Genomic DNA, 21,350 nt, shown 5'->3' on the forward strand with positions numbered 1-21,350 from the left:
CCCGGCTCACTCGGGCTTGGCGTACGCAGCGGCGCTCAGGATCTCGTAGCCCACGAAGGTCTCATCGCCTTCCACCCAGGCGTCATGCCCGGGCGGAACGGCATAGGCGTGGCCTGCGCTGACGGTGGTCCGGGTGCCGTCGTCCATCTGAACGGTCAGCGTCCCCGAGGTGCAGATGCCCACGTGGTTGACCTGGCAGCTGTCCGTGTTGACCACCGTCTTCACCGTCTCGGACCAGCGCCAGCCGCGTGCAAAGGTGAGCCGGGCCAGGGTGGTGCCGCCAACGTGCACCACATCCACCACGGTGTTCGGGGGACGGCGCTTCTCGTCGGGTTCATCAAAGGATTTCGCTTCAAGCGCTGTGGCAGTTTCTCCGGCCATTTCATTCTCCAGACAAGGGAGCATTTTCAACTGTTCGTCCGGGGCGCCGGGGCAGCTCCGGGATGGTTGGCCGCCCGCCCGTGGGTTCAACGCCACGGGTTCCACGCCGGGCTTTCAACAGCCGCGCCGGCGTCCAGGCCGCACCAATGCAGGCCCCAGCGGTAACAGCGTGCGCCCGGGACGGGCCGCTGTCAATCCCCCGGCGTCCCCCGCTGCGCACCCTGGATTTCGGAACCCACGGTGCAGTTGGCGGCGTCGTCCACCACGTCCTCCAGGTCGCCGGTCCGGTGCAGCACCTCGAGCTGGCGGACGGCTCCGGTGCCGGTGTGCAGGAGCTGGTCCGTCAGTTCCTCCACCCGCTGGAGGTCGCCCATGTCCTCCAGCGCCGTGCGGATATGGTGCAGGAGGGAATTGACGACGCCGAGGGCCGGCCCGGGCCTGCTGGTCACCGGATCCAGGAGTTCCCCGCGCAGCCCCCAGCGGCTGGCCTTCCACGCGGCCAGCCGCAACAGGGCGGTGGGCACGGGCGCGGGGTCGGTTCCGGCCTTCCATTCGCGGGCAGCCGTTTCCACCAGCCCGCGGACGATCCCGGCAAGCAGCACCGTGTTTTCCGGCATCATGCAGACGTCGGCGATCCGCACTTCCACGGTGGGATAGTGCCGGGACAGCCGGGCGTCGAAGTAGATCATGCCCTCATCCATGGCAACGCCGGTGCTCACCATGTCGTGCACCAGCTGGTGGTAGGCGTCCGGGGTGCCCAGGATGTCCAGCGGCCCGGCGGACGGCCACCGGCTCCACACCTGGGAACGGTAGCTGGCGTACCCGGTGTCCTCGCCATGCCAGAACGGGGAGTTGGCACTGAGGGCCACCAGCACCGGCAGCCAGTTCCGGATCCGGTCCAGCACCGCCACCCCTTCTTCGTCCGAGTCCACGGACACGTGGATGTGGGTGCCGCAGGTCAGTTGTTCCCGGGCTGTGAGTCCGTACTCCTCCACCATGGCGGCGAACCGGCGCAGCCGCACCGGGTGCGGGTCGCTCGGAAGGGGCGAGGTGCCCAGGGCGGCCACCCGGACACCCACGTCCTCCGCGGCCTGCCGGGCAATGTCCCGCCCCGCAACGATGTCCGCCTGGAGACCGGCGAGGGTGGAGTGCGGCGGGGTGACCACTTCGATCATTTCCTGCTGGAACTCGGCCGTCAGCACCGGCCCGGCACTGGACTCGAAGGGCCTGACGTACAGGTCCAGCAGTGCGCCGGCCATGGGCACCGCATCACCCCGGCCCGGGTCCACCAGCAGCAGTTCCTCTTCAACCCCGAACGTCCTGGAACCGGGTGGTGCGGTGCCGTTATTCCGGAAGGTGTCCATCGCCGTGTCCGCCGTTTCATGCCCGTCCATGCCAGCCCTCCCATTGGCCCAGCCGTGGGTATCTGCTGGCGGTCGCTGCTTGCCGCCGAGAAGTACAGGATAAGCACCCGGATCGGCCGGCGGGAAGGGTTCGCCCGGCCAGGGCGAATCGGGCGAGGAAAGCGGTCAGCGGCCAATTAGGCAAGACAATTGGGTCTTTTTGATTGGCCCACCCGGGTCTACGGTGGTCAAACGGAGCTGCCCGCCCGGGGTTGCCGGCCAAGGAGGACTTTCCATGACAACGCACGTCGCAGACTGCAGCGCAACGAACTGTTCCTTTAACGACCACACGAACTGCAACGCCGCCGCCATCACCGTGGGCGGCGACGAAAACCACGCCCACTGCGCCACGTTCATCGAGGTGGGCGTCCACGGCGGCCTGCCCAAGGTGCTCGCCGACGTCGGAGCCTGCCAGCGCAGCGAATGCGTCCACAACGACCACCTGATGTGCAAGGCACCCGAGGTCCATGTTGGCCCGGGCCGGGACAACGCGGACTGCCTCACCTACGCACACGCCTAAACCGTTAACCTCAGACTCATGCACCCGGGGCGGCTTCCGCTCCGGGTGCCCTGCTGTACCCGCCTGACTCCCGCTGTACTTCCCCCGCTAACGCAGGTACATTCTGAAACGTGACGGGCACCAGGGCCTGTCCTCCCCGGCCCCCTCTGCACAGGCCGGCGCGAGTAGCCGCTGCAGTCCACCGGCGGCAATGGATGCAGACGCGGAACAGGCCTGCAAGCATGAAGCGGCTCCCCCTCGACGACCTCTCGGACACCATCGCACGCATTCGCGGAGTGCTGCTGACCGAGGAAAAAGCAAGCCACGCCGTGGCCTTGATCGCCCGGGCCATCAAGGAAACCCTGCCCGGCCACCCGGAGGCGGGGGTGTCCATCCTGGACGCCGGCGGCAACCGGATCAGCAGCGCCGCCACCCATCCCCTCGTGGAGCAGCTGGACGCCGTCCAGTACGAACTCGACGAAGGCCCGTGCCTCACCGCATGGTCCGCCGAAGAAGTGGTGATCGTTGAAGACGTCCACACGGACCAGCGGTGGCCGAACTGGCGAGCAGCTGTCCTGGACACTTCGGTCCGTTCCGTGGCCAGTGCCCCGCTGATGGCCGGCGGCCAGGCGCTGGGTGCCCTCAACATCTACTCGGCACTGCCGGGCCAGTACGACGGGTCCACCGGCCGGGTGCTCCCCCTGTTCGCCGGAACCGCCGCCACGCTGCTGGCGCACATCCAGGGCACCGAGGTTCCGCTGCGGATGGCGGGCGACCTCAAAGCCACCCTCGCCACACGGGACACCATCAACCGGGCCTGCGGGATGCTGATGGAGCGGCACGGCATCGGCCACGATGATGCCCTGGGCCGGCTCATCACCAAAGCCAGGAAATCCGGCGGCACCCTCGCGGAGGTCAGCGCCTTGCTGGTGGCCGGGGCTGCCGCTCCCGGGAACAACGGCGAGTAAGGCACCGTGGCGGCAGGCCGGCGTCGTACGCCCTGCCGTGCCCTATGACCGCGTCAGGCGTCGAAGTGGGTGCTGACGGTATCGTCGGCGGCCACCGAGGCGATCACCCGGGCAGCGACGTCCCGGAGCTTGATGTTGCGCGTGCTGGAGGCGCTCTTGAGGATGGCCATGGCCGTTTCCTGGTTGCACCGGTTCTGGCCCATAATGGCCCCGGCCGCGAGGTCGATGGTGGTGCGTGAAGCCATGGCGGCGGCGAGGTCGTCGCGCGCATCCGTCAGCTGGGCGATCCGCAGCGCGAGCCGCAGGGACTGGCTGGCTTCCCGGGCGAACCGTTCGGCTGAGGCCACGGAGTCCGCGGGGAACGCATCCTTGCCGTCGGAGTAGAGGTTCAGAGCCGCCCGCGCCTCGTTGTCCACAGGGACGGGCACCGCGAGGATGGATTTGAGGGTTCCTTCGTTCACCGCTTCCAGGTACTCCGGCCAGCGGAGCTCGTTGTGCAGGTCCGGGACATGGATGGTGGTGGCCAGGCGGATGGCCGACAGGCACGGGCCGTCATTGAAGGTGTACTGCACCTCGTCCATGGCCCGGGCGCGTCCATCGCTGCTGGCCGCCGTTGCTGCCTTCTTGCGCCGCACCACGGTGATGGAACAGGACACCTGCTGCCCCGTCGAGGAGAGCTCGGCTGCGGCCTCAACGGCCAGGTCATGGAGGAATTCTTCAACATGGGAACTGGTGAGGACCAGTTCGCCGAGGCGCTTGGCTACCGGCTCGTCGGTTCTGTCTGTGGCCATGGAGGGCTTCCTGGTGCTGCCCGGCACAGCCACCCACGGACTGAACCGGGACCCGAGCCGCCCAGGACCGGACGGCAATTCCAGCCTACTCCCACGGCACCGCTTCGGGCCCAGCCGCTGGCTTTCCCCGGAGTCAGCCGGCGAGCGCCAGCAGCACTCCCCCGGCCGCGCCCACCAGCACCACTGCCCAAGGCGGCGCCTTCCACGCGATGAGCAGCACGAAGCAAACCAGGCCCAGGCCGAACGGGCCCGGCCCGGTGATGGCAGTGGTGAACAGCGGGTTGTACAGGGCCGCGGCCAGGATGCCCACCACGGCGGCATTGGCGCCCCGCATCAGGGCCTGGGCCCCGGGCCGGGAACGCCATGAGTTCCAGAAGGGCAGCACTCCGGCGAGCAGCAGGAACCCGGGCAGGAAAATGCCGGCGAGCGCGACGGCGGCACCAGCCACGCCGCCCGGACCGTAGCCGGACGCCGTGCCCAGGTAGGCCGCGAAAGTGAACAGGGGCCCCGGCACCGCCTGCGCGGCGCCGTAACCTGCCAGGAACTGCTGGTTAGTCACCCAGCCCGGGTCCACCACGCCGGCCTGGAGCAGGGGCAGCACCACATGGCCGCCGCCGAACACCAGCGCCCCGGCCCGGTAGAACGCCTCAAACAGGGTGATACCGGCCGAGCCCGTGGCCAGCGCCAGCACCGGCAGGCCCAGCAGCAGAAGCGCGAACAGTGCCAGGCAGATGATGCCCGCAGTCCGGCTGACGGGGAAGCGCATTTGGCCGGTCAGGTCGGTTGTGCCCCGCCGGCAGACCAGCAGCCCGGCGAGCGCGCCGAACAGGATGGCCGCGATCTGGCCGACGGAACCGGCCAGCAGGGTGGCGGACAGGGCCGCGACGACGGCGATCGCCGCCCGTTCCCGGTCCGGGGTGAGTGCCCTGGCCATGCCCCACACGGCCTGGGCCACGATGGCCACCGCCACGATCTTCAGCCCGGTGAGGATCCCGGACCCCACAGCACCCTGGAACAGCGCGGCTCCCAGGGCGAAGGCGACCAACAGGGCCGCGGACGGGAGGGTGAAGGCGAGGAACGCGGCCAGCGCGCCGAGGGGGCCGGCGCGGTGCAGCCCCATGCCGAAGCCCACCTGGCTGGAGGCGGGTCCGGGCAGGAACTGGCACAGTGCCACCAGGTCCCCGTATTCCTGCTCGTCCACCCACTTGCGCCGCCGGACCAGTTCGTCCCGGAAATAGCCCAGGTGCGCGATGGGGCCGCCGAACGAGGTGACACCCAGTTTGAGGAAGACCCGGAAGACCTCCCAGGCCGAGCCGCGGGCCGTGGTTGACGCCCCGCCTGATGCCTCGCCGGTCATGGGGCTGCCACGGGGAGCTGCGGTGGGGTCATGGGCCCATTATGCAGCGGATTGACAGGGGCCGATGACCATTGCTCCACTGGTAGGGCGCACGCCACGCCGCCTGAAACGCAGGCAGCCTGCCGGCCTGCATTCAAGGAGCACCGTTGACCGCCGACCCCGCCGCGAAACCGTCCGTCCTGTTCGTATGTGTCCACAACGCCGGCCGTTCCCAGATGGCAGCGGCATTCCTGTCCTCCCTGGCCAAGGGAGCCATCGAGGTCCGCTCCGCCGGATCCCAGCCGGCGGACACCGTGAACCCGGCCGCCGTCGAGGCCATGGCAGAGGTGGGCATCGACATGTCCGCCGAGGTCCCCAAGATCCTCACCACGGAGGCCGTCCGGAAATCCGACGTGGTGGTCACCATGGGCTGCGGCGACGAATGCCCCTACTTCCCCGGCAAGCGCTACGAGGACTGGGTGCTGGAGGATCCAGCCGGCCAGGGTGTGGATGCCGTCCGCCCCATCCGGGACCGGATCAGGACAAGGGTGGAGGCCCTCATCACCGAACTCGTCCCCGCGCAGCACCCCGACGCCCAGTAGCCGCACCCGTGACCCGCAAACACCGCAGCCCCGAACCTCCCAAGGAGAACCCCATGAGCAACGAACAGCTGATCATCATCGGCTCCGGCCCCGCGGGCTACACCGCCGCCATTTACGCCGCCCGGGCAGGCCTGGCCCCGCTGGTGCTCGCCGGTTCCGTCACCGCAGGCGGCGCGCTGATGAACACCACCGAGGTGGAAAACTTCCCCGGTTTCCCCGGCGGCATCCAGGGCCCGGAACTGATGGACGGGCTGCAGCAGCAGGCCGAGAAGTTCGGCGCCAAGGTGGTGTTCGACGACGTCACGTCCGTGGACCTGAAGGGTTCCGTCAAGCGCGTGGTCACCGGCGCCGGGGAGACCCACGAGGCACCCGCGGTCATCCTGGCCACCGGCTCGGCCTACAAGGAACTGGGCCTGCCCGAGGAAAAGAAGCTCAGCGGCCACGGGGTGTCGTGGTGCGCCACCTGCGACGGGTTCTTCTTCCGCGAACAGGACATCATCGTGGTGGGCGGCGGCGACTCCGCCATGGAGGAAGCAACTTTCCTGACCCGCTTCGGGAAGTCCGTGACCGTCGTGGTGCGCAAGGGCGAGCTCCGTGCCTCCCGCATCATGGCGCAGCGGGCCAAGGACAACCCCAAGATCCGGTTCGAATGGAACTCGGCCATCACCGCCATCCACGGCGACACCAAGGTCACCGGCGTCACCCTGAAGGACACTCGCTCCGGCGAGACCCGCGAACTCGGCGCCACGGGCATCTTCGTGGCGATCGGCCACCTGCCGCGCACCGAACTGCTCACCGGCCAGGTGGACCTGGATGACGAGGGTTACATCAAGGTGGACTCCCCCACCACGTGCACCAATCTCTCCGGCGTCTTCGCGTGCGGTGACGCCGTGGACCACCGCTACCGGCAGGCCATCACCGCCGCGGGAACCGGCTGCGCCGCCGCCCTGGATGCGGAACGGTACCTGGCCGCTTTGGACGACGCCTCAAGCATCGCCACTGCCCTGGTGGAGGAACCCACGCACAGCTGACGCCGCCCCGGGTGAGCCCGGAAAGTGGTTCCGGGAAAGCCTTGCCGCCCACGGACTTATAAGTACACTTAGTATATTCATCCAATGGGCTTGGGAGAGGCTGCTGCTTCCTCCCCGGGGAGGGCTCCCAGCACAAAGGCGGCAACCCCATGTCCGGCAATCCCAAAACTCCGCTGTCCGCCAATGAGGAAGTGGCGCTCCTGGACCTCCAGCTGCAGGCGCTGGAAATCATCGAGGAAATCATGAGCGGCACAGATCCCGCGGAAGCCGGCGCCCGCGCCTCCCTCAGCCTGTTCGTGGACCGCAATCCGGGCCAGCCGCAGCGTGCACTGCTGCTCCACATGCTGAGCATCCGGCGCACCAACCCCAACTGACACAGGAATAACACCCTGCGGAAACACTCCTGCAACCTCGCCACGGCAAGCTGGGCTTACGGGGACACAACCAGCAGGAGGCACCAGCATGGACGCACAGGGAGTCAGTACCGCTCAGCTCCGCATTGGAGACAACATCGAGGCGTGGCACCGGGGCAAGCTGTTCCACAGCGGCCGGGTGACCGGGGTGGTGCCCGCGCTGGAACTGTTCTGGATCCTGGACGCACGGACCGGCGCACGCAAACTGCTGGACCCTGAGGCCCTCGAGATCCGGCACCTGGAAGTACCGGCGGAACCTTTGCTGGGACTCTCCCCGGCCTAGCCGGCCACAGATAAACCACGACGCCGGCACACGCGTTAGTGCCGGCGTCGTGCGTCCCTGAATGATCCGGTTAGGTGCGGTTTTGGTAGACGTCCGGGACGCCGTCGTGGTCTGAATCCACCGTCTCCAATTCCTCAGCCTGCCGGTACTGCCGGTTCCGGGTCCGGAGCACCGCGGTGGCCAGCAGCGCGGCGAGCAGGGACGCGGTGAGGATGCCCACCTTGGCGTGGTCGTCATGCAGGCTGCCCTGCCCGAAGCTCAGCTCGGCCACCAGCAGCGACACCGTGAACCCGATGCCGGCCAGCAGGGCGACGCCGAAAATGTCGATCCACCGGTAAGAATCGTCCAGCTTCGCCTTCGTGGTTTTGGTCAGGAGCCAGGTGGTGCCCAGAATGCCCACCGGCTTGCCCAGCACCAGTGCCAGGATGATGCCCAGTGACACCGGGTCCGCGAGCGCCGACACGAATCCGTCCCACCCTCCGATGGTGACGCCCGCCGAGAAGAAGGCGAACACGGGGACGGCAATGCCTGCGGAGATGGGCCGGAACCGGTGCTCGAAGATTTCCGCGAGCCCCGGGCCGGCCTCCGGTCCGCCGCTGGCCTGCGACCGGAGCACGGGCACCGCGAAACCCAGCAGCACGCCGGCAACCGTGGCATGGATGCCGGACGCGTGCACCAGCGCCCAGGCGGCGAAACCCAGCGGCAGCAGGATCAGCCAGGCCGCCGCCGCATGGGTGCCGAAGAACCGGCGGTACTTCTGGACCAGGAACGTGAACAGGGCCAGCGGGACCAGCGCCAGGAGCAGCGGTGCCACCTGGAGGTCGCTGGAGTAGAAGAACGCGATGATGCTGATGGCGATCAGGTCGTCCACCACGGCCAGGGTCAGCAGGAAGATCCGCAGGGCGCTGGGCAGGTGCGATCCGATGACGGCCAGCACGGCCACGGCGAACGCGATGTCCGTGGCGGTGGGGATGGCCCAGCCGCGCAGCGTGTCCGGGTTGGCGGCATTAACGACGGCGTAGATCACCGCCGGGACCAGCACACCGCCGGCTGCGGCCAGCACCGGGACGATGGATGTGCTGATCTGGCGGAGGTCCCCGGCCACAAATTCGCGCTTGAGTTCCAGTCCCACCAGGAAGAAGAAGACCGCGAGGAGCCCGTCGGCCGCCCAGGCACCGAGGCTCAGCTCGAGGTGCAAGGGCTCGTAGCCCACGGTGATGTCCCTGAGGGCGAAGTAGCTGTCCGACGCCGGTGAGTTGGCCCAGATGAGGGCGATCACCGCGGCGGCCACCAGGAGGGCGCCGCCCACGGTTTCCTTGCGCAGGATCTCGCCAATCCGCAGGGCTTCAGCGTACGAGCCGCGGGCCAGGAACGGACGGCGGGGCTGGGGCTCGCTCTGGTGTTTGTTTTGGTGCTTGTGCGGGGGCTGCGGGGCAGAGGTCACGGCAGGGTCCTGACTTTGGGGGTCGACGAAACTATGCCGACCAGACTTCCCGGCGCACCTCCATCCATCTTACCGGCCGGCAACGACCCCTTCGACGCAGGCGGCCCCGCGTTCCGGCTGGAATGCGGGGCGGGTGCGTCCGTATGACAAGACCCGCCGGGAACAGTGCGATAGCGTCGTGGGCACGGTATTAACGATCCTGTGGGGGAACAGATGATGAAGCTCAAACCCGCGGCAACGGAGGCAGTGCTGACTGTTCCGCTGCTGCTCGGTGGCTGCGCGAGCGACGGGTATGGCATTGATGCGCTGAAAGCTCCTGCCGGACCTGAGGATACCTTCCCGAACGATGCCAACTTCCTGGAACAGGTTGATCCCACCACCCTCCGTTTCCTGGTCGAGGACGACGGCCGGAGGTTCTTTGCAGCGCAGAGTTCCGATGGCGCCCAGGCCTGCCTGGCCGTGGTCAACGTGAATCAGCAAGTCACCGATTACGCGGGATGCGCGGTGGCAGCCGGCAGTTCCAGCAACAAGATCGTGACCGTCAGCGGAACCGACAAAAGACCGGCAACCCTGGTGCCGGACTATGCCGACGCCGTCTACTTGGAGTCAGAAGGCCTGAGGCGTATCCACCAGAATGTGTACGTCGGCCCGTAGCCGGCCTACTTGGCCAGGAATCCGATCACCACGGTGTTCCACTCCTCCGCGTGGCTCACGTTGCAGCCGTGCGGCGCATCCTTGATGACGTGGACCTCGCTGTCCGCCAGTGCGGCGTGCGTCCGCTGGCCGGACCCCTCGAACGGTACGGTTGCGTCGCCGTCGCCATGGATCACCAAAGCCGGCACCGTGACATCGGCGAGGTCGCCCCGGAAGTCGGTCCCGCCGAAGGCCGCCATGCAGGCCAGCACCGCATTCTTGTTGGCCTGCCCGCACATGGCACCGGCTTCCTTGCGCTGCACCTCGCTGACCTTGAGGACTCCGTCCACGGAGAAGAAGTCGCGGGTAAAGGAATCGTAGAAAGCTGTTTCGTCCTTGACGAGGTCCTCGGCCATGCCGTCAGCCTGCTCCGGGGTCAGGGGACCATCCGGGTTGTCGTCCGAGCGCATGAGGTAAGGCGTCACGGCGGAGGCAAAAACCACGCTGCGGATCCTCGACGGTCCGTACAGGCTGAGGTAGCGTGCCACCTCACCGCCGCCCATGGAAAACCCCACGAGGGTCACGTCCGTCAGGTCCAGCTCCACCAGGACCTTCTGCAGGTCCTCGGCCAGAACATCGTAGTTGTAGCCTGCCGGGGGCTTGCTGCTGAGGCCGAACCCCCTGCGGTCATAGGTAATGGGACGGTAACCCGCCTCCTGCAGCGCCGGGATCTGTTCCTCGAAGGATTTCCCGGAGAGCGGCCATCCGTGGATGAGGACCACCGGGCGGCCCGCTCCGCCGGCATCGTCCACATGCAGATTGGTGTCCTTGAACAGCCCATGATGGGCAGTAACTTCGGTCATGGCTGACCTTCCGATATGCGGTTTCCGGGCCTCGGTTGACGCCCGAACACCAGTCATTCGGCAGCATGCTGACTTCTGGATGGGTGCTGCATGCTGGGTATCCGCTGGATGCCTGCGTGCCCGGTAGCTACTCTCCCCGGCCTCAGGCCGTGGGGCGGCGGCCGGGGGCCGGGCGTCCCGTGGGAGGACGGGGCGAGGGTCCGGGGACGGCGGAGCGTCCGGCAGCTACCGCGGACGGACCTGCGGCGGTCCGGCGTTCAGGTGCTGCCCGGTGGTCCCTGGCGGCCTGGTGTTCCCTGGACTTGCTCCGGTCCCCCGAAACTGCCGGCGCCCGGTCAGCTATGGCCCTGACGGCCCTGACCAGGTACTCCCGGGCGTCTTCCGAGTTGGCCAGCTGCACCAGTTCCGCTGCCACTGCCACCAGCTTGACGTTCCGGTAGCTGCTGGTTGCCACCAGCAGCTGGAAGGCTTCATCGGAGCCAATGCCGAGCAGTCCCATGAGGATGCCCCGCGCCTGGTCGATGACGGTGCGGGTGGACGTAGCCCCGGCCACCGCATCACGGGCGGTCTGCTCGGTCTCGCGCTGCAGGGTTGAGGTGAGGTCCACCATCACGCCCTCGATCACCGTGACCTTGCCGTCCGGGCCGATGATGCCCTCGCCGGAGGACAGCACCCGTTTGGTTTTGCCCCTGGAGTCGATGATCCGGTGGTACATGCAGAAGTACCCGCCGGTCTCGGCAACCTGGGCCACAATGGCTTCGCAACGCGGCCGGTCCTCGGGATGCTTGTGCGCGAACAGCAGTTCCAGGGTGGGGACCACGTCGCCGCGGCGGTAGCCGTGCAGCTGGTACATCCCGTCGGACCAGGAAAGCTTCCAGCCATCCACCTCTGCCGTGTAGGTTCCGGCGACGCAGTCGTCGTCCCCCAAGGCACTCGAGTAGGTGTAAGGGCCGCGAACGTCCTTCACAGGGCCACCTCCATGTAGCATCCGTTCCGCCCGCACAAGCATGCTCTGCCCGTGTGGGCCTTTATACAAGTATGACGGGAGCAAGATTAAGTTGGTAGCCCGGGCTGCTAGCTCTCCCCGGTCACAAGCCGCGCCGAACTCTTGACGACGATACCCCCTAGGGGTATATTAAAGGTGTTGTCAGTGAAGTGGTATGTCCCGGCCGGCGTTTCCAAGCGCCCCGCTTTCACAGCCGTTCAACCCCAGCGCCTGCTTGTCCACAAGGATTCTTCCTTCGCCAAGAAACGGACCTGACTCCCATGCAAGACCATTCCCATCACCATCACGACGGCGGCCGCCAGTCCGCGGGCGGGGTCACCGACGCTCCGGCTGCTGCCGCCCCTGCCGGGCAGGGCCACGCTCCCGGCCACGCGCACACCGCGGCACCCCTGCAGCACGGCGCCCACATGCACCACGATGACGGCCACACCGTGCACACGTCCGGCCAGCACGCCGGGCACAGCACCGCCATGTTCAAGAACAGGTTCTGGCTCACGCTGGCCTTATCTCTTCCCGTGGTCTACTTCAGCCCCATGGTGGGCCACCTCCTGGGCTACATGGCGCCCGTGTTCCCGGGCTCCGCCTGGATCCCGCCTGTATTGGGAACCGTTATATTCCTGTACGGCGGCCAGCCGTTCCTCAAAGGCGGCCTGCAGGAACTGAAGGACCGCCAGCCCGGCATGATGCTGCTGATCGCCATGGCCATCACGGTGGCGTTCGCCGCCTCCTGGGTCACCAGCCTGGGCCTGGGCGGCTTCGACCTCGATTTCTGGTGGGAGCTGGCGCTCCTGGTGGCCATTATGCTGCTGGGCCACTGGATCGAGATGCGCGCCCTCGGATCGGCACAGGGAGCGCTGGACGCCCTCGCCGCGCTGCTGCCGGACGACGCCGAACGCGTCACAGCCTCCGGCACCGAGACAGTACCCGTGTCCGGGCTGAGGCCCGGCGACCTCGTCCTGGTCCGCCCCGGCGCCCGGATGCCCGCCGACGGCACGGTTGCGGAGGGCCGCGCCGAGTTCGACGAATCCATGATCACGGGCGAATCCAAGACCGTTCCGCGCGGGCCCGGTGACGCCGTGGTGGCCGGCACCGTGGCCACGGACTCCGGGGTGCGCGTTCTCGTCACAGCAGTGGGCGACGATACCGCCCTGGCCGGCATCCAGCGGCTGGTGGCCGAGGCACAGGCATCGTCCTCCCGTGCCCAGGCACTGGCCGACCGCGCCGCTGCCTTCCTCTTCTATTTCGCCGCCGGAGCGGGTGTGCTCACGTTCATCGCCTGGACCCTGCTGGGCAGCGTGCCGGAAGCGGTCACCCGGACGGTGACGGTGCTGGTGATCGCCTGCCCGCACGCCCTGGGCCTGGCCATTCCGCTGGTGATCGCGATCTCCACCGAACAGGCTGCCCGCGCAGGGGTGCTGATCAAGAACCGGATGGCCCTGGAGCGCATGCGGACCATCGACGTGGTCCTCTTCGACAAGACAGGCACCCTCACCAGGGGCGAACCCGAGCTCCGGGACATCGCCACAACCGGGACCCTGGATGCTGACGGCCTGCTGTCCCTGGCCGCCGCTGTCGAATCCGACAGCGAGCATCCCGCAGCCCGGGCCATCGTCCGTGCTGCGCGGAGCCGTAGCCTCACCGTTCCTGCCGCGTCCGGGTTTTCGGCACTGGCGGGCCGCGGCGTGCAGGCAACCGTGGACGGCCGTCCGCTGCACGTGGGCGGACCCGCGCTCCTTCGCGAGCTTGGCGTCGTCGAACCTTCCGGCCTGGCTGAGGCCACGCGCAGCTGGCGGGAGCGCGGCGCGTCCGTCCTGCACGTGCTCGACGGCGGCCGTGTCCTGGGTGCCGTGAGCCTGGAGGATGCGGTGCGGCCGGAGTCCCGGCAGGCGGTGGCGGCGCTGCAGAACCGCGGCGTCAAGGTGGCCATGATCACGGGCGACGCGCGCCAGGTGGCGCAGGCCGTGGCCGCGGACCTGAAGATCGACGAGGTGTTTGCCGAGGTGCTGCCGGCGGACAAGGACAAAAAAGTGGCGGAGCTGCAGGGCCGCGGGCTGAAGGTGGCCATGGTGGGCGACGGCGTGAACGACTCCCCCGCTTTGGCCCGCGCCGAGGTGGGCATCGCCATCGGCGCCGGGACGGATGTGGCGATGGAATCCGCCGGCGTGGTGCTGGCCGGCAACGATCCGCGTGCCGTGCTGTCCATGGTGGACCTGTCCCGGGCAAGCTACCGCAAGATGTGGCAGAACCTGGTGTGGGCCACCGGCTACAACGTCCTGTCCGTGCCGCTGGCCGCCGGGGTGCTCGCATTCGCCGGGGTGGTCCTCTCGCCGGCCGCCGGCGCCGTCCTGATGAGCGCCTCCACCATCGTGGTGGCGCTGAACGCCCAGCTGCTGCGGCGGCTCAAACTCAACCCCGCCGATGTGCGCTGACACCGCCACATCCACAAACACTCCATTGCCAGCTACTTTCCTGAAGGACGTTCAACCATGACCACCAAGACCAAAACCCTGATGCTCGCCGTTGCCCTCACAGCCTCCCTTGGCCTGGCAGGCTGCGCCGCCGGTTCGGGAAGCTCCGGTGGAAACACCATGCCCATGAACCACGGCAGCTCCGCACCGATGTCCAGCATGATGCCGGACGCAAACTCCGACCATAACCAGGCCGACATCATGTTTTCCCAGATGATGATTCCGCACCACCAGCAGGCCGTGGAGATGAGCGGCATCATGCTGGCCAAGCAGGATACGCCCGCCCCGGTGGCCTCGCTCGCCACCCGGATCAGGGACGCGCAGACGCCGGAAATCAAACTCATGACCGGCTGGCTGGAGGGCTGGAACGTGCCCACCATGATGAGCGACCAGTCCGGCCACGGGATGGGCGGCATGGTGGACGGGGACGGCATCGCCAAACTCAAGGCCGCGCAGGGCACCGAAGCGGCCAGGCTCTTCCTCCAGCAGATGACCGGGCACCACGAGGGCGCCATCGACATGGCCCGGCAGGAGATCAGCTCCGGCAAGTACCCGCAGACCATCCAGCTGGCCCGCGACATCATCAAAGCCCAGGAAGCCGAGATCGCGGAGATGAAGGAACTCCTGGCCGGCTTCTGACCCCCCACCACCGAAACGCACGCTCACTTCCGGCGGCTCTCACCGAAACGCGCGCCCACCATTCCAGCGCGAGGTGAGCGCGTCAGCTCCCAAGCAACCAAAGGTGAGCTCGCGTGCGGGGTGGGGCGGCCGCCGTCGGGCGTGTGCGTGTTAAGTTGAGAGGCACGGACTGTACGGTCCCGGCACCGGCTGGAAAGAGTAACTTCCCTTGGATATCCCCGCACCAGTAAGAATCCTGACCGTCTGCACCGGCAACATCTGCCGCTCGCCCGTGGCCGAGAGGCTGCTGCAGACAGGACTCAACCAGGTGGTGCCCGGCGGGTTCGAGGTGGCCAGCGCCGGAACCAGGGCCATGGTGGGCGATCCCATGCAGCCGATTTCGGCGGACATCGTGCGGACCTACGGCGGGGACCCGGACGGCTTCGAGGCTCGGCAGCTCAACTCCAAGATCCTTCGCGGGGTGGACCTGGTGCTCACCATGACTTCCGGCCACCGCGGCGAGGTGCTGCAGCAGGACGCGTCCATGCTGAAACGGACGTTCACCATCCGCGAGTTCGCCCGGATGCTCGACGTGCTGGACGGCCGCGCCACGGACGCCCCCGCCGAGGATCCCGGTGACGCCGACCCGCTGGCCGCGAACACCGCGTACTGGCGGAGCCTCCCGGCCCGTGCCGCAGGCGTCCGGCACCTGGCCCTGCCGGCGGATTCCGCGGAGAACGACATCATTGACCCCTACCGGCGCTCCCCCGAGGTGTACCGGCAGATGGAGGACGAGCTGGCCCCCGCCATCGTGTCCATCCTGCGGCATGCCCGCCTCAACTCGGTGCCATCACGACGGCGGCACCCGGCGGTGTCCGGCCCGTGACCACCGTGCAGGTGACAGTTTGGCCACGGCAGTAGCCAACCGGGCACCGGCGGGCGGACACTGATCCCACCACAGTCACGGTGAGGTGAGGGGCCACTATGAGCACACCAGGCGGTTCGGACCCATCCGGTCCTGCGGGACCCGCTTCCCCGGGCGCCCACCCGCACGGGCGCTGGCTGGTGGCGCACGGCCGCCGCCGCTGGATCGCCGCGCTGCTGGCCCTGGTCCTGGTGGCGGCTGCCGTCGTGGCCGTCATCAGCCTCAACCGCGCCGGCACCGTCACGCCGCCGGCCGCCCAGGGCACAGCGACCCAAAGCGAAACCACCACCCCCACGCCGTCGGAGACCCCGTCCGAAACGCCCCCGCCACCGGCGCCGGCAGCTCCTCCGCCGCCCCCGCCCATCGCGGAACTGCCTCCCGGGGCCATGAACGTCCTGGTGATCGGCAGCGACATCCGCGGCGGCACACCAGCAAAAGATGCCGCCGCGCACACGGCAGCCACCGGCGAAGCGCAGGACCACCGGGCGGACACCCTGATGGTGGTGCACGTCCCCGCTGACCGCAGCACGCTCTACCTCATCTCGATCAACCGCGACACGTGGGTGAACATCCCCGGCTACGGTGGCGCCAAAATCAACGCCGGGTTGGAATACGGCGGCATCGACATGCAGACCGCCGCCGTCCAGGAGCTGCTGGGAATCACCATCAACCACACCCTGATGCTGGACTTCGGCGGGTTCAAGCTCCTGGTGGACGGCCTGGGCGGCATCGACGTCAACGTGCCCATCGCGTTCCAGTCCACCATCGAGACCCAGCATGTGTTCCCCGCCGGCATGAACCACCTGGACGGCCAGGCGGCGCTGGAGTTCTCCCGGGAGCGGTACGCCTTCTCCGACGGCGACTTCCAGCGGGTCCGCGACCAGCAGATCATGCTCCGCGCCATCCTGGCCCGCCTCACCGCCGGCGGGGCGCTGAACGACGTCACGGCCGTGCGGTCCCTCGTGGAGTTCGCCTCCTGCTGCCTCACCGTGGACAAGGGCTTCGACCCGATCCAGGCCGCCATCCTGGCCTACAGCCTGCGGAACCTGGATGCCAACGCAATCCGCAGCATGACGCTTCCGACGGCGGGGTCCGGGTTCATTGCCGGGCAGTCGGTGCTGTTCCCGGATTACGGCGGCATCGCGGCGGTGGGTGCAGCCCTGCGGGAGGGCCGGATCGGCGAGCTCGCGACGCAGTAGTCAGGGCGCTGTTCAACCCGGGCTTACCCGCAGTTCACCCTGCCGAAAAGACCTGTGTGCACGGCGCCTGAAGGGTGGAGGGCATGACTGACATCTCGCGCCGCACCATCGTCAAGGGCTCCGTGCTCGCCGCCGCACTTGCCTCTGCCCCGGCCGCAGCAAACGCGGCCAACGCAGCAACCGCAGGCGCTCCCACCCGGTCACCGGCCGGTGTTGCCCTGGTCCGTAACCGGCTCACGCTCCCCAGCGGCATCGCCACCGGCGACGTCACCTCCGATTCGGCGGTGCTGTGGTCCCGTTCCTCGGAGGCAGGCCGGATGACGGCGGTGCTGCGGGCAGTGGACGACGGCGGCGCAGTCCTGCGCGGTCGGGGCGCCTTCGAGCGGGTCATCCGCGGGCCCCGGGCAACCCAGGCATCCGACTTCACCGCGAAGATCCACGCCGGCAACCTCCCGTCCAACACCTGCTTCGCTCTCGAGATCAGTTTCGAGGACGACGGCGGGGCGGCCGGAGAATCGGCCCGCGGCACCTTCCGCACTGCACCGGACAGGGGCGCGGTCAACGGCAAGGGACGCACCGGTGACACAAGCAACGGAGGCGACGTCCCGGCGTCGTACGCGCAAAGCTTCGTCTGGACTGGCGACACCGCGGGCCAGGGGTGGGGCATCAACGAGGAAATCGGCGGGATGCGAGGCTACCGGGCCATGCACCAGACCCGGCCGGACTTCTTCATCCACTCCGGCGACACCGTGTACGCGGACGGCCCGCTCACCCAAACCGTGGTGGAAAAGGACGGGCAGGTGTGGCGGAACCTGGTCACCGAGGAGGTGTCCAAGGTGGCCGAGACGCTCACCGAGTACCGCGGCCGGCACCGCTACAACATGATGGACGCCAACATGCGCGCCATGTTCGCGGACGTCCCGGTGATCGCCACCTGGGACGACCACGAAACCACCAACAACTGGTACCCCGGCGAAATCCTGGACGACCCCCGCTACACCGTCCGGGACGTCAACACCCTCGCCGCCCGCGGCCGTCAGGCCTGGCAGGAAAACATGCCCATCGCTGACAGCAGCGCGTTGTGGCGGCCGGGTACGTTCGACGACGGCGGCCAGTACCAGCCGGCCCGTATCTACCGGAAGATTTCCCGCGGCCCGCAGCTGGACATCTTCTGCCTGGACATGCGCACCTTCAAGTCGCCCAACACGGACGGCAAGGAGGCCTACACCACCAACATCCTGGGCCAGGAGCAGGTGGACTGGCTGATCCGGGAGGTCTCGAAGTCCAAGGCGACGTGGAAGGTCATTGCCGCGGACCTGCCGCTGGGCATCATCGTGCCTGACGGCGCCGTGAACCAGGAGAGCCTGGCCAACCGCGACAACGGTGCTCCCCTGGGCCGCGAGCTCGAGATCGCCGGGGTGCTGAGTGCCTTCAAGAAGAACCGAGTGAAGAACGTGGTGTGGCTGACCGCCGACGTGCACTACTGCGCGGCGCACCACTACTCCCCCGAGCGCGCAGCCTTCACCGATTTCGACCCGTTCTGGGAATTCGTGGCCGGGCCCATCGCTGCGGGCTCGTTCGGACCCAACGCGATGGACGGCACCTTCGGCCCGGAGGTGGTCTTCGCCAAGGCGGGCCGCTTCCCGGGCGAATCACCGCGCGACGGCGAAAACCAGTTCTTCGGGCACGTCCAGCTCGGCGAGGACAACAGTTTCACTGCCAGCCTCAGGAACGCCAACGGCGCCACGGTGTTCTCCAAGGTGCTGACCCCGGAGCGGTAGCTGCCCGGGCCGGGCGTCTCGGCCTTCGACCCGGCGCCGGGGCGCCTCGCCGCCGTCGTACGTTTATCTTTCCGGCCCTGTGGGTACGGCCGCTGGTAGTGTCCCGGATTCGGCGCGGACGCGGACGGGGAGTGATTTTTTATGAACGACGACGGACTGACGGAAGCGGTGCAGGAGGCCGGTGCGGTGGAGCTGCTGCTGATCCGGCACGGCGAGAGCGAAGGCAACGTGGCCGCCACGGAGGCGAATCTGGCGGGTGCGGAGATCATCGAGGTTCCGGCGCGGGACGCGGACGTGAACCTGTCCGAGGTGGGCCGGGAACAGGCGACCGCCTTGGGTACGGCGCTGGCCCGGATCGCTGACGAATCGCGGCCGGACGCGGTGGTGTCCTCCCCCTACGAGAGGGCCCACCAGACAGCTCAGATCGCGGTGGAGACGGCAGGCTGGCCCGTGAAAGTGCAGGTGGATGAGCGGCTGCGCGACCGCGAGTTGGGCATCCTGGACCGGCTGACCCGCCTGGGCGTTGAGACGCGGTACCCGGAGGAGGCCGAACGGCGGTCCTGGCAGGGGAAGCTGTACTACCGTCCGCCCGGCGGGGAATCATGGGCCGATGTGGCGCTCCGGCTCCGCTCCGTGCTGGACGAGCTGAACAGCCTCGGCACCGGGCACCGGGTGATGCTGGTCTGCCACGACGCCGTGATCCTGCTGTTCCGCTACGTGCTGGAGGGCATGACGGAGCAGGAACTGTTGGACCTCGCTGCCAGCACCTCGGTGCTGAACGCGTCGATGACCCGGTACGTGCGGCCTACCGGCGAGGGGCCGTGGACGCTGGAAAGCTTCAACGTCGCTGACCACTTGGCCGAACAGGGCGTCGAAGTTACCGAACATGCCGGGGATGCCAGTGTCCGCCCGCGGTGACTCCGGCCCCCAGCTGGTGACGCCCTCGCTGCTGCGGGACTGGCGGCTGCCTGCCCCTGGCGAGGACAAGTATTCGCGCGGCTCGGTTCTGGTGGTTGGCGGGGCGCGGAACACCCCCGGTGCTGCACTGCTGGCCGGTACCGCCGCGCTGCGGGCCGGGGCAGGAAAGCTGACGCTCGCCGTGGCCGAATCAGTGGCGGTCCAGGTGGGTGTCGCCCTGCCCGAGTGCGGCGACATCGGGCTGCCGGAAACCTCTGACGGATCGGTCACCGCTGAGGGCGTGGACCGGATTTCGGCCAACCTGGACTCGGCCGATGCCATCCTGGTAGGCCCCGGGCTCGACGATCCGGACCTGGCCCGGGAGCTTCTTGAGGCGCTCCTGGCCCGCGAAGAGGCAGCCGGTTCTTCAGGGGACGCTGCCGGTGACAGGCAAGCCGGCGGGAAGCACGACGACGGCGGCCCAGGCTCCGGCGCATCCGGCCGGGAAGGAGGTCCCGCCGTCGTCCTTGACGCCTTTGCGCTGGCCGCGCTTGCGGAGCTGGAGGACCGCGTGGGCCCGTGGCGGGGCCGGCTGATCCTGACCCCGAACCCCACCGAGGCCGGCATCCTGCTGGGCCGGGACCCTGAGGACCTGGAAACGGACGTGGCCGAAATCGCCCGCAGGTTCGGCGCGGTGGTGAGCTGCCAGGGGCTGATCGCGCGGGCGCCGGGCGTTGGCCCGGAGGAGTCGGGGCTGTGGAAGATCACCACGGGCTACGGCGGGCTGGGAACCTCGGGCAGCGGGGACGTCCTGGCCGGGGCGATCGCCGGAGTGCGGGCCCGCGGAACCACCGGCGCGCAAGCCGCCTGCTGGGGGACGCACCTGCACGCGGCGGCGGCCGACCGGCTGGCCAGCAGGATGGGACCGCTCGGATTCCTGGCCCGCGAACTCGCCGACGAACTGCCGGCGCTCATGCTGGAGCTCGGTACCTGACCCGTCCGGGCAAGCGGATGGCCCCCCTGCATTAACGCGGAGGGCCACCGTCTCGGAGGGGATCACTCGCAACTGCCGATGCGCTACCGGCGCTGTGGCGTTCCATAGTGGCAATCGCCCAAAACTGGCAGATACAACGCGTTCGGATCCTCCCGGTACCCCCGTTCTACACCCGCCGGGACGCCCATCACAAGGCATCCCCGCCGGTAACTTGGACGGCCCCCGGCCGAAACCGGGGGCCGCCGTATCAGGAAGCGCGGGCACAGCTGCCGGTGCGCTGTCTGGCACTGTGGCGTGCACAAAGTGGCGAATCGCCCAAGAAGGCAGTCAACACAAAGGCCCGGCGTCCCGATCCCTTCGCGAGTTTCAGCGGGGCTAGGCTGCGATTTCCTGCTTGGCCCCCTTCATCTCGATTTCGATCTTGCGCGGCTTGGCCTTCTCGGCAACCGGGATCCGCAACGTCAGGACGCCGGCGTCGTAGCTGGCCTTCACGTTTTCCGTGTCCAGGGTGTCGCCAAGGATCAACTGGCGGCTGAAGACACCGCGCGGCCGTTCGGAGGCGATCAGTTCGGTGTTGTTGGCGGCAGGGTCCGGGCGTTCGGCGCGTACTGTCAGCACGTTGCGTTCAACATCCAGGTCCACGGACTCGGGCGAAACTCCGGGAAGGTCGAAGGCGACCACAAAGTCATGGCCCTCGCGCCAGGCGTCCATCGGCATGGCTGCCGGACGGGCCGCCGTGCCGAGGACCTGCTGGGCCAGCCTGTCCAGCTCGCGGAACGGATCGGTTCGCATCAACATGGCTTCCTCCTCATAAG

Annotated in this window: 22 protein-coding genes; 14 read left to right on the plus strand and 8 right to left on the minus strand. The window is 68.3% G+C overall.

Translation table 11 applies throughout. The annotated features are described in order from the left end of the window. Positions 1–6: 6 nt before the first annotated feature. Together BLT71_RS17010 and BLT71_RS17015 are read right to left on the minus strand one after the other, a co-directional pair. Positions 7–381: a cupin domain-containing protein gene (locus tag BLT71_RS17010; RefSeq protein ID WP_091722627.1), complete on the minus strand. Its 375-nt coding sequence runs from the start codon at positions 379–381 to the stop codon at positions 7–9. A gap of 191 nt (positions 382–572) precedes the next feature. Beyond that, positions 573–1,775: a carboxylate-amine ligase gene (locus BLT71_RS17015; protein ID WP_231994342.1), complete on the minus strand. Its 1,203-nt coding sequence runs from the start codon at positions 1,773–1,775 to the stop codon at positions 573–575. A gap of 244 nt (positions 1,776–2,019) precedes the next feature. Here BLT71_RS17015 and BLT71_RS17020 point away from each other — a divergent pair, with 244 nt between their 5' ends. Both BLT71_RS17020 and BLT71_RS17025 read left to right on the plus strand, forming a co-directional pair. Then, positions 2,020–2,304, plus strand: coding sequence for a DUF1540 domain-containing protein (locus BLT71_RS17020; protein WP_091722630.1), 285 nt, complete (start codon positions 2,020–2,022; stop codon positions 2,302–2,304). A 221-nt stretch (positions 2,305–2,525) separates the two neighbouring features. Continuing rightward, complete coding sequence (locus BLT71_RS17025; RefSeq protein ID WP_091722633.1) at positions 2,526–3,251, plus strand: GAF and ANTAR domain-containing protein; 726 nt, start codon at positions 2,526–2,528, stop codon at positions 3,249–3,251. A gap of 53 nt (positions 3,252–3,304) precedes the next feature. On the opposite strand, the gene BLT71_RS17030 is transcribed toward BLT71_RS17025, so the two are convergent. After that, on the minus strand, positions 3,305–4,042 hold the full coding sequence (locus BLT71_RS17030) for a GAF and ANTAR domain-containing protein (RefSeq protein ID WP_091722636.1): 738 nt from the start codon (positions 4,040–4,042) through the stop codon (positions 3,305–3,307). Positions 4,043–4,175: 133 nt separating this feature from the next. Further along, positions 4,176–5,399 carry a chromate efflux transporter gene (chrA, locus tag BLT71_RS17035; protein WP_091722638.1) on the minus strand — a complete coding sequence of 408 codons (1,224 nt, stop codon included), beginning with the start codon at positions 5,397–5,399 and terminating at the stop codon, positions 4,176–4,178. Positions 5,400–5,545: 146 nt separating this feature from the next. Between chrA and BLT71_RS17040 the strand changes: the two genes are divergently transcribed. From BLT71_RS17040 to BLT71_RS17055, 4 genes are all read left to right on the plus strand, one after another. Beyond that, on the plus strand, positions 5,546–5,980 hold the full coding sequence (locus BLT71_RS17040) for an arsenate reductase ArsC (RefSeq protein ID WP_091722641.1): 435 nt from the start codon (positions 5,546–5,548) through the stop codon (positions 5,978–5,980). Between the two features lie 53 nt (positions 5,981–6,033). Then, positions 6,034–7,011, plus strand: coding sequence for a thioredoxin-disulfide reductase (trxB, locus tag BLT71_RS17045; RefSeq protein ID WP_091722644.1), 978 nt, complete (start codon positions 6,034–6,036; stop codon positions 7,009–7,011). Between the two features lie 149 nt (positions 7,012–7,160). Continuing rightward, positions 7,161–7,385 carry a hypothetical protein gene (locus tag BLT71_RS17050; protein WP_091722646.1) on the plus strand — a complete coding sequence of 75 codons (225 nt, stop codon included), beginning with the start codon at positions 7,161–7,163 and terminating at the stop codon, positions 7,383–7,385. Positions 7,386–7,473: 88 nt separating this feature from the next. Beyond that, positions 7,474–7,707 carry a hypothetical protein gene (locus BLT71_RS17055; protein WP_091722650.1) on the plus strand — a complete coding sequence of 78 codons (234 nt, stop codon included), beginning with the start codon at positions 7,474–7,476 and terminating at the stop codon, positions 7,705–7,707. A gap of 70 nt (positions 7,708–7,777) precedes the next feature. Here the strand turns inward: BLT71_RS17055 and nhaA are convergent, their stop codons facing one another. After that, positions 7,778–9,151 (minus strand): Na+/H+ antiporter NhaA, encoded by a 1,374-nt coding sequence (nhaA, locus tag BLT71_RS17060; protein ID WP_091722653.1) that lies wholly within the window; start codon positions 9,149–9,151, stop codon positions 7,778–7,780. A 216-nt stretch (positions 9,152–9,367) separates the two neighbouring features. Between nhaA and BLT71_RS17065 the strand changes: the two genes are divergently transcribed. Next, positions 9,368–9,805, plus strand: a complete 438-nt coding sequence (locus tag BLT71_RS17065) for a hypothetical protein (protein ID WP_157693497.1) — start codon at positions 9,368–9,370, stop codon at positions 9,803–9,805. 5 nt (positions 9,806–9,810) lie between these two features. On the opposite strand, the gene BLT71_RS17070 is transcribed toward BLT71_RS17065, so the two are convergent. Both BLT71_RS17070 and BLT71_RS17075 read right to left on the minus strand, forming a co-directional pair. Continuing rightward, entirely contained in the window at positions 9,811–10,647 is an 837-nt protein-coding gene (locus BLT71_RS17070) for an alpha/beta fold hydrolase (protein WP_091722657.1), read from the minus strand. Positions 10,648–10,789: 142 nt separating this feature from the next. After that, positions 10,790–11,614 (minus strand): PAS and ANTAR domain-containing protein, encoded by an 825-nt coding sequence (locus BLT71_RS17075; protein ID WP_091722660.1) that lies wholly within the window; start codon positions 11,612–11,614, stop codon positions 10,790–10,792. A gap of 299 nt (positions 11,615–11,913) precedes the next feature. On the opposite strand from BLT71_RS17075, the gene BLT71_RS17080 reads away from it, so the two are divergent. From BLT71_RS17080 to BLT71_RS17110, 7 genes are all read left to right on the plus strand, one after another. Continuing rightward, positions 11,914–14,082, plus strand: coding sequence for a heavy metal translocating P-type ATPase (locus BLT71_RS17080; protein ID WP_091722663.1), 2,169 nt, complete (start codon positions 11,914–11,916; stop codon positions 14,080–14,082). A 57-nt stretch (positions 14,083–14,139) separates the two neighbouring features. Further along, entirely contained in the window at positions 14,140–14,760 is a 621-nt protein-coding gene (locus BLT71_RS17085; RefSeq protein ID WP_091722665.1) for a DUF305 domain-containing protein, read from the plus strand. 208 nt (positions 14,761–14,968) lie between these two features. After that, positions 14,969–15,625, plus strand: coding sequence for an arsenate reductase/protein-tyrosine-phosphatase family protein (locus BLT71_RS17090; protein ID WP_056076116.1), 657 nt, complete (start codon positions 14,969–14,971; stop codon positions 15,623–15,625). Positions 15,626–15,723: 98 nt separating this feature from the next. After that, on the plus strand, positions 15,724–16,863 hold the full coding sequence (locus tag BLT71_RS17095; RefSeq protein ID WP_056076117.1) for an LCP family protein: 1,140 nt from the start codon (positions 15,724–15,726) through the stop codon (positions 16,861–16,863). Between the two features lie 83 nt (positions 16,864–16,946). Next, positions 16,947–18,644: an alkaline phosphatase D family protein gene (locus BLT71_RS17100; RefSeq protein WP_091722667.1), complete on the plus strand. Its 1,698-nt coding sequence runs from the start codon at positions 16,947–16,949 to the stop codon at positions 18,642–18,644. A gap of 141 nt (positions 18,645–18,785) precedes the next feature. Beyond that, positions 18,786–19,562, plus strand: a complete 777-nt coding sequence (locus BLT71_RS17105; protein WP_091722669.1) for a histidine phosphatase family protein — start codon at positions 18,786–18,788, stop codon at positions 19,560–19,562. Further along, a complete protein-coding gene (locus tag BLT71_RS17110; protein WP_172829998.1) occupies positions 19,540–20,535 on the plus strand; it encodes an ADP-dependent NAD(P)H-hydrate dehydratase in 996 nt (331 codons plus the stop codon). Before BLT71_RS17105 ends, BLT71_RS17110 begins: the two co-directional genes overlap by 23 nt. 375 nt (positions 20,536–20,910) lie before the next feature. On the opposite strand, the gene BLT71_RS17115 is transcribed toward BLT71_RS17110, so the two are convergent. After that, positions 20,911–21,333 (minus strand): Hsp20/alpha crystallin family protein, encoded by a 423-nt coding sequence (locus tag BLT71_RS17115; RefSeq protein ID WP_091722672.1) that lies wholly within the window; start codon positions 21,331–21,333, stop codon positions 20,911–20,913. Positions 21,334–21,350: the final 17 nt, after the last annotated feature.

The sequence above is a fragment of the Pseudarthrobacter equi genome (assembly GCF_900105535.1).
GTDB classification, from domain to species: Bacteria; Actinomycetota; Actinomycetes; order Actinomycetales; family Micrococcaceae; genus Arthrobacter; species Arthrobacter equi.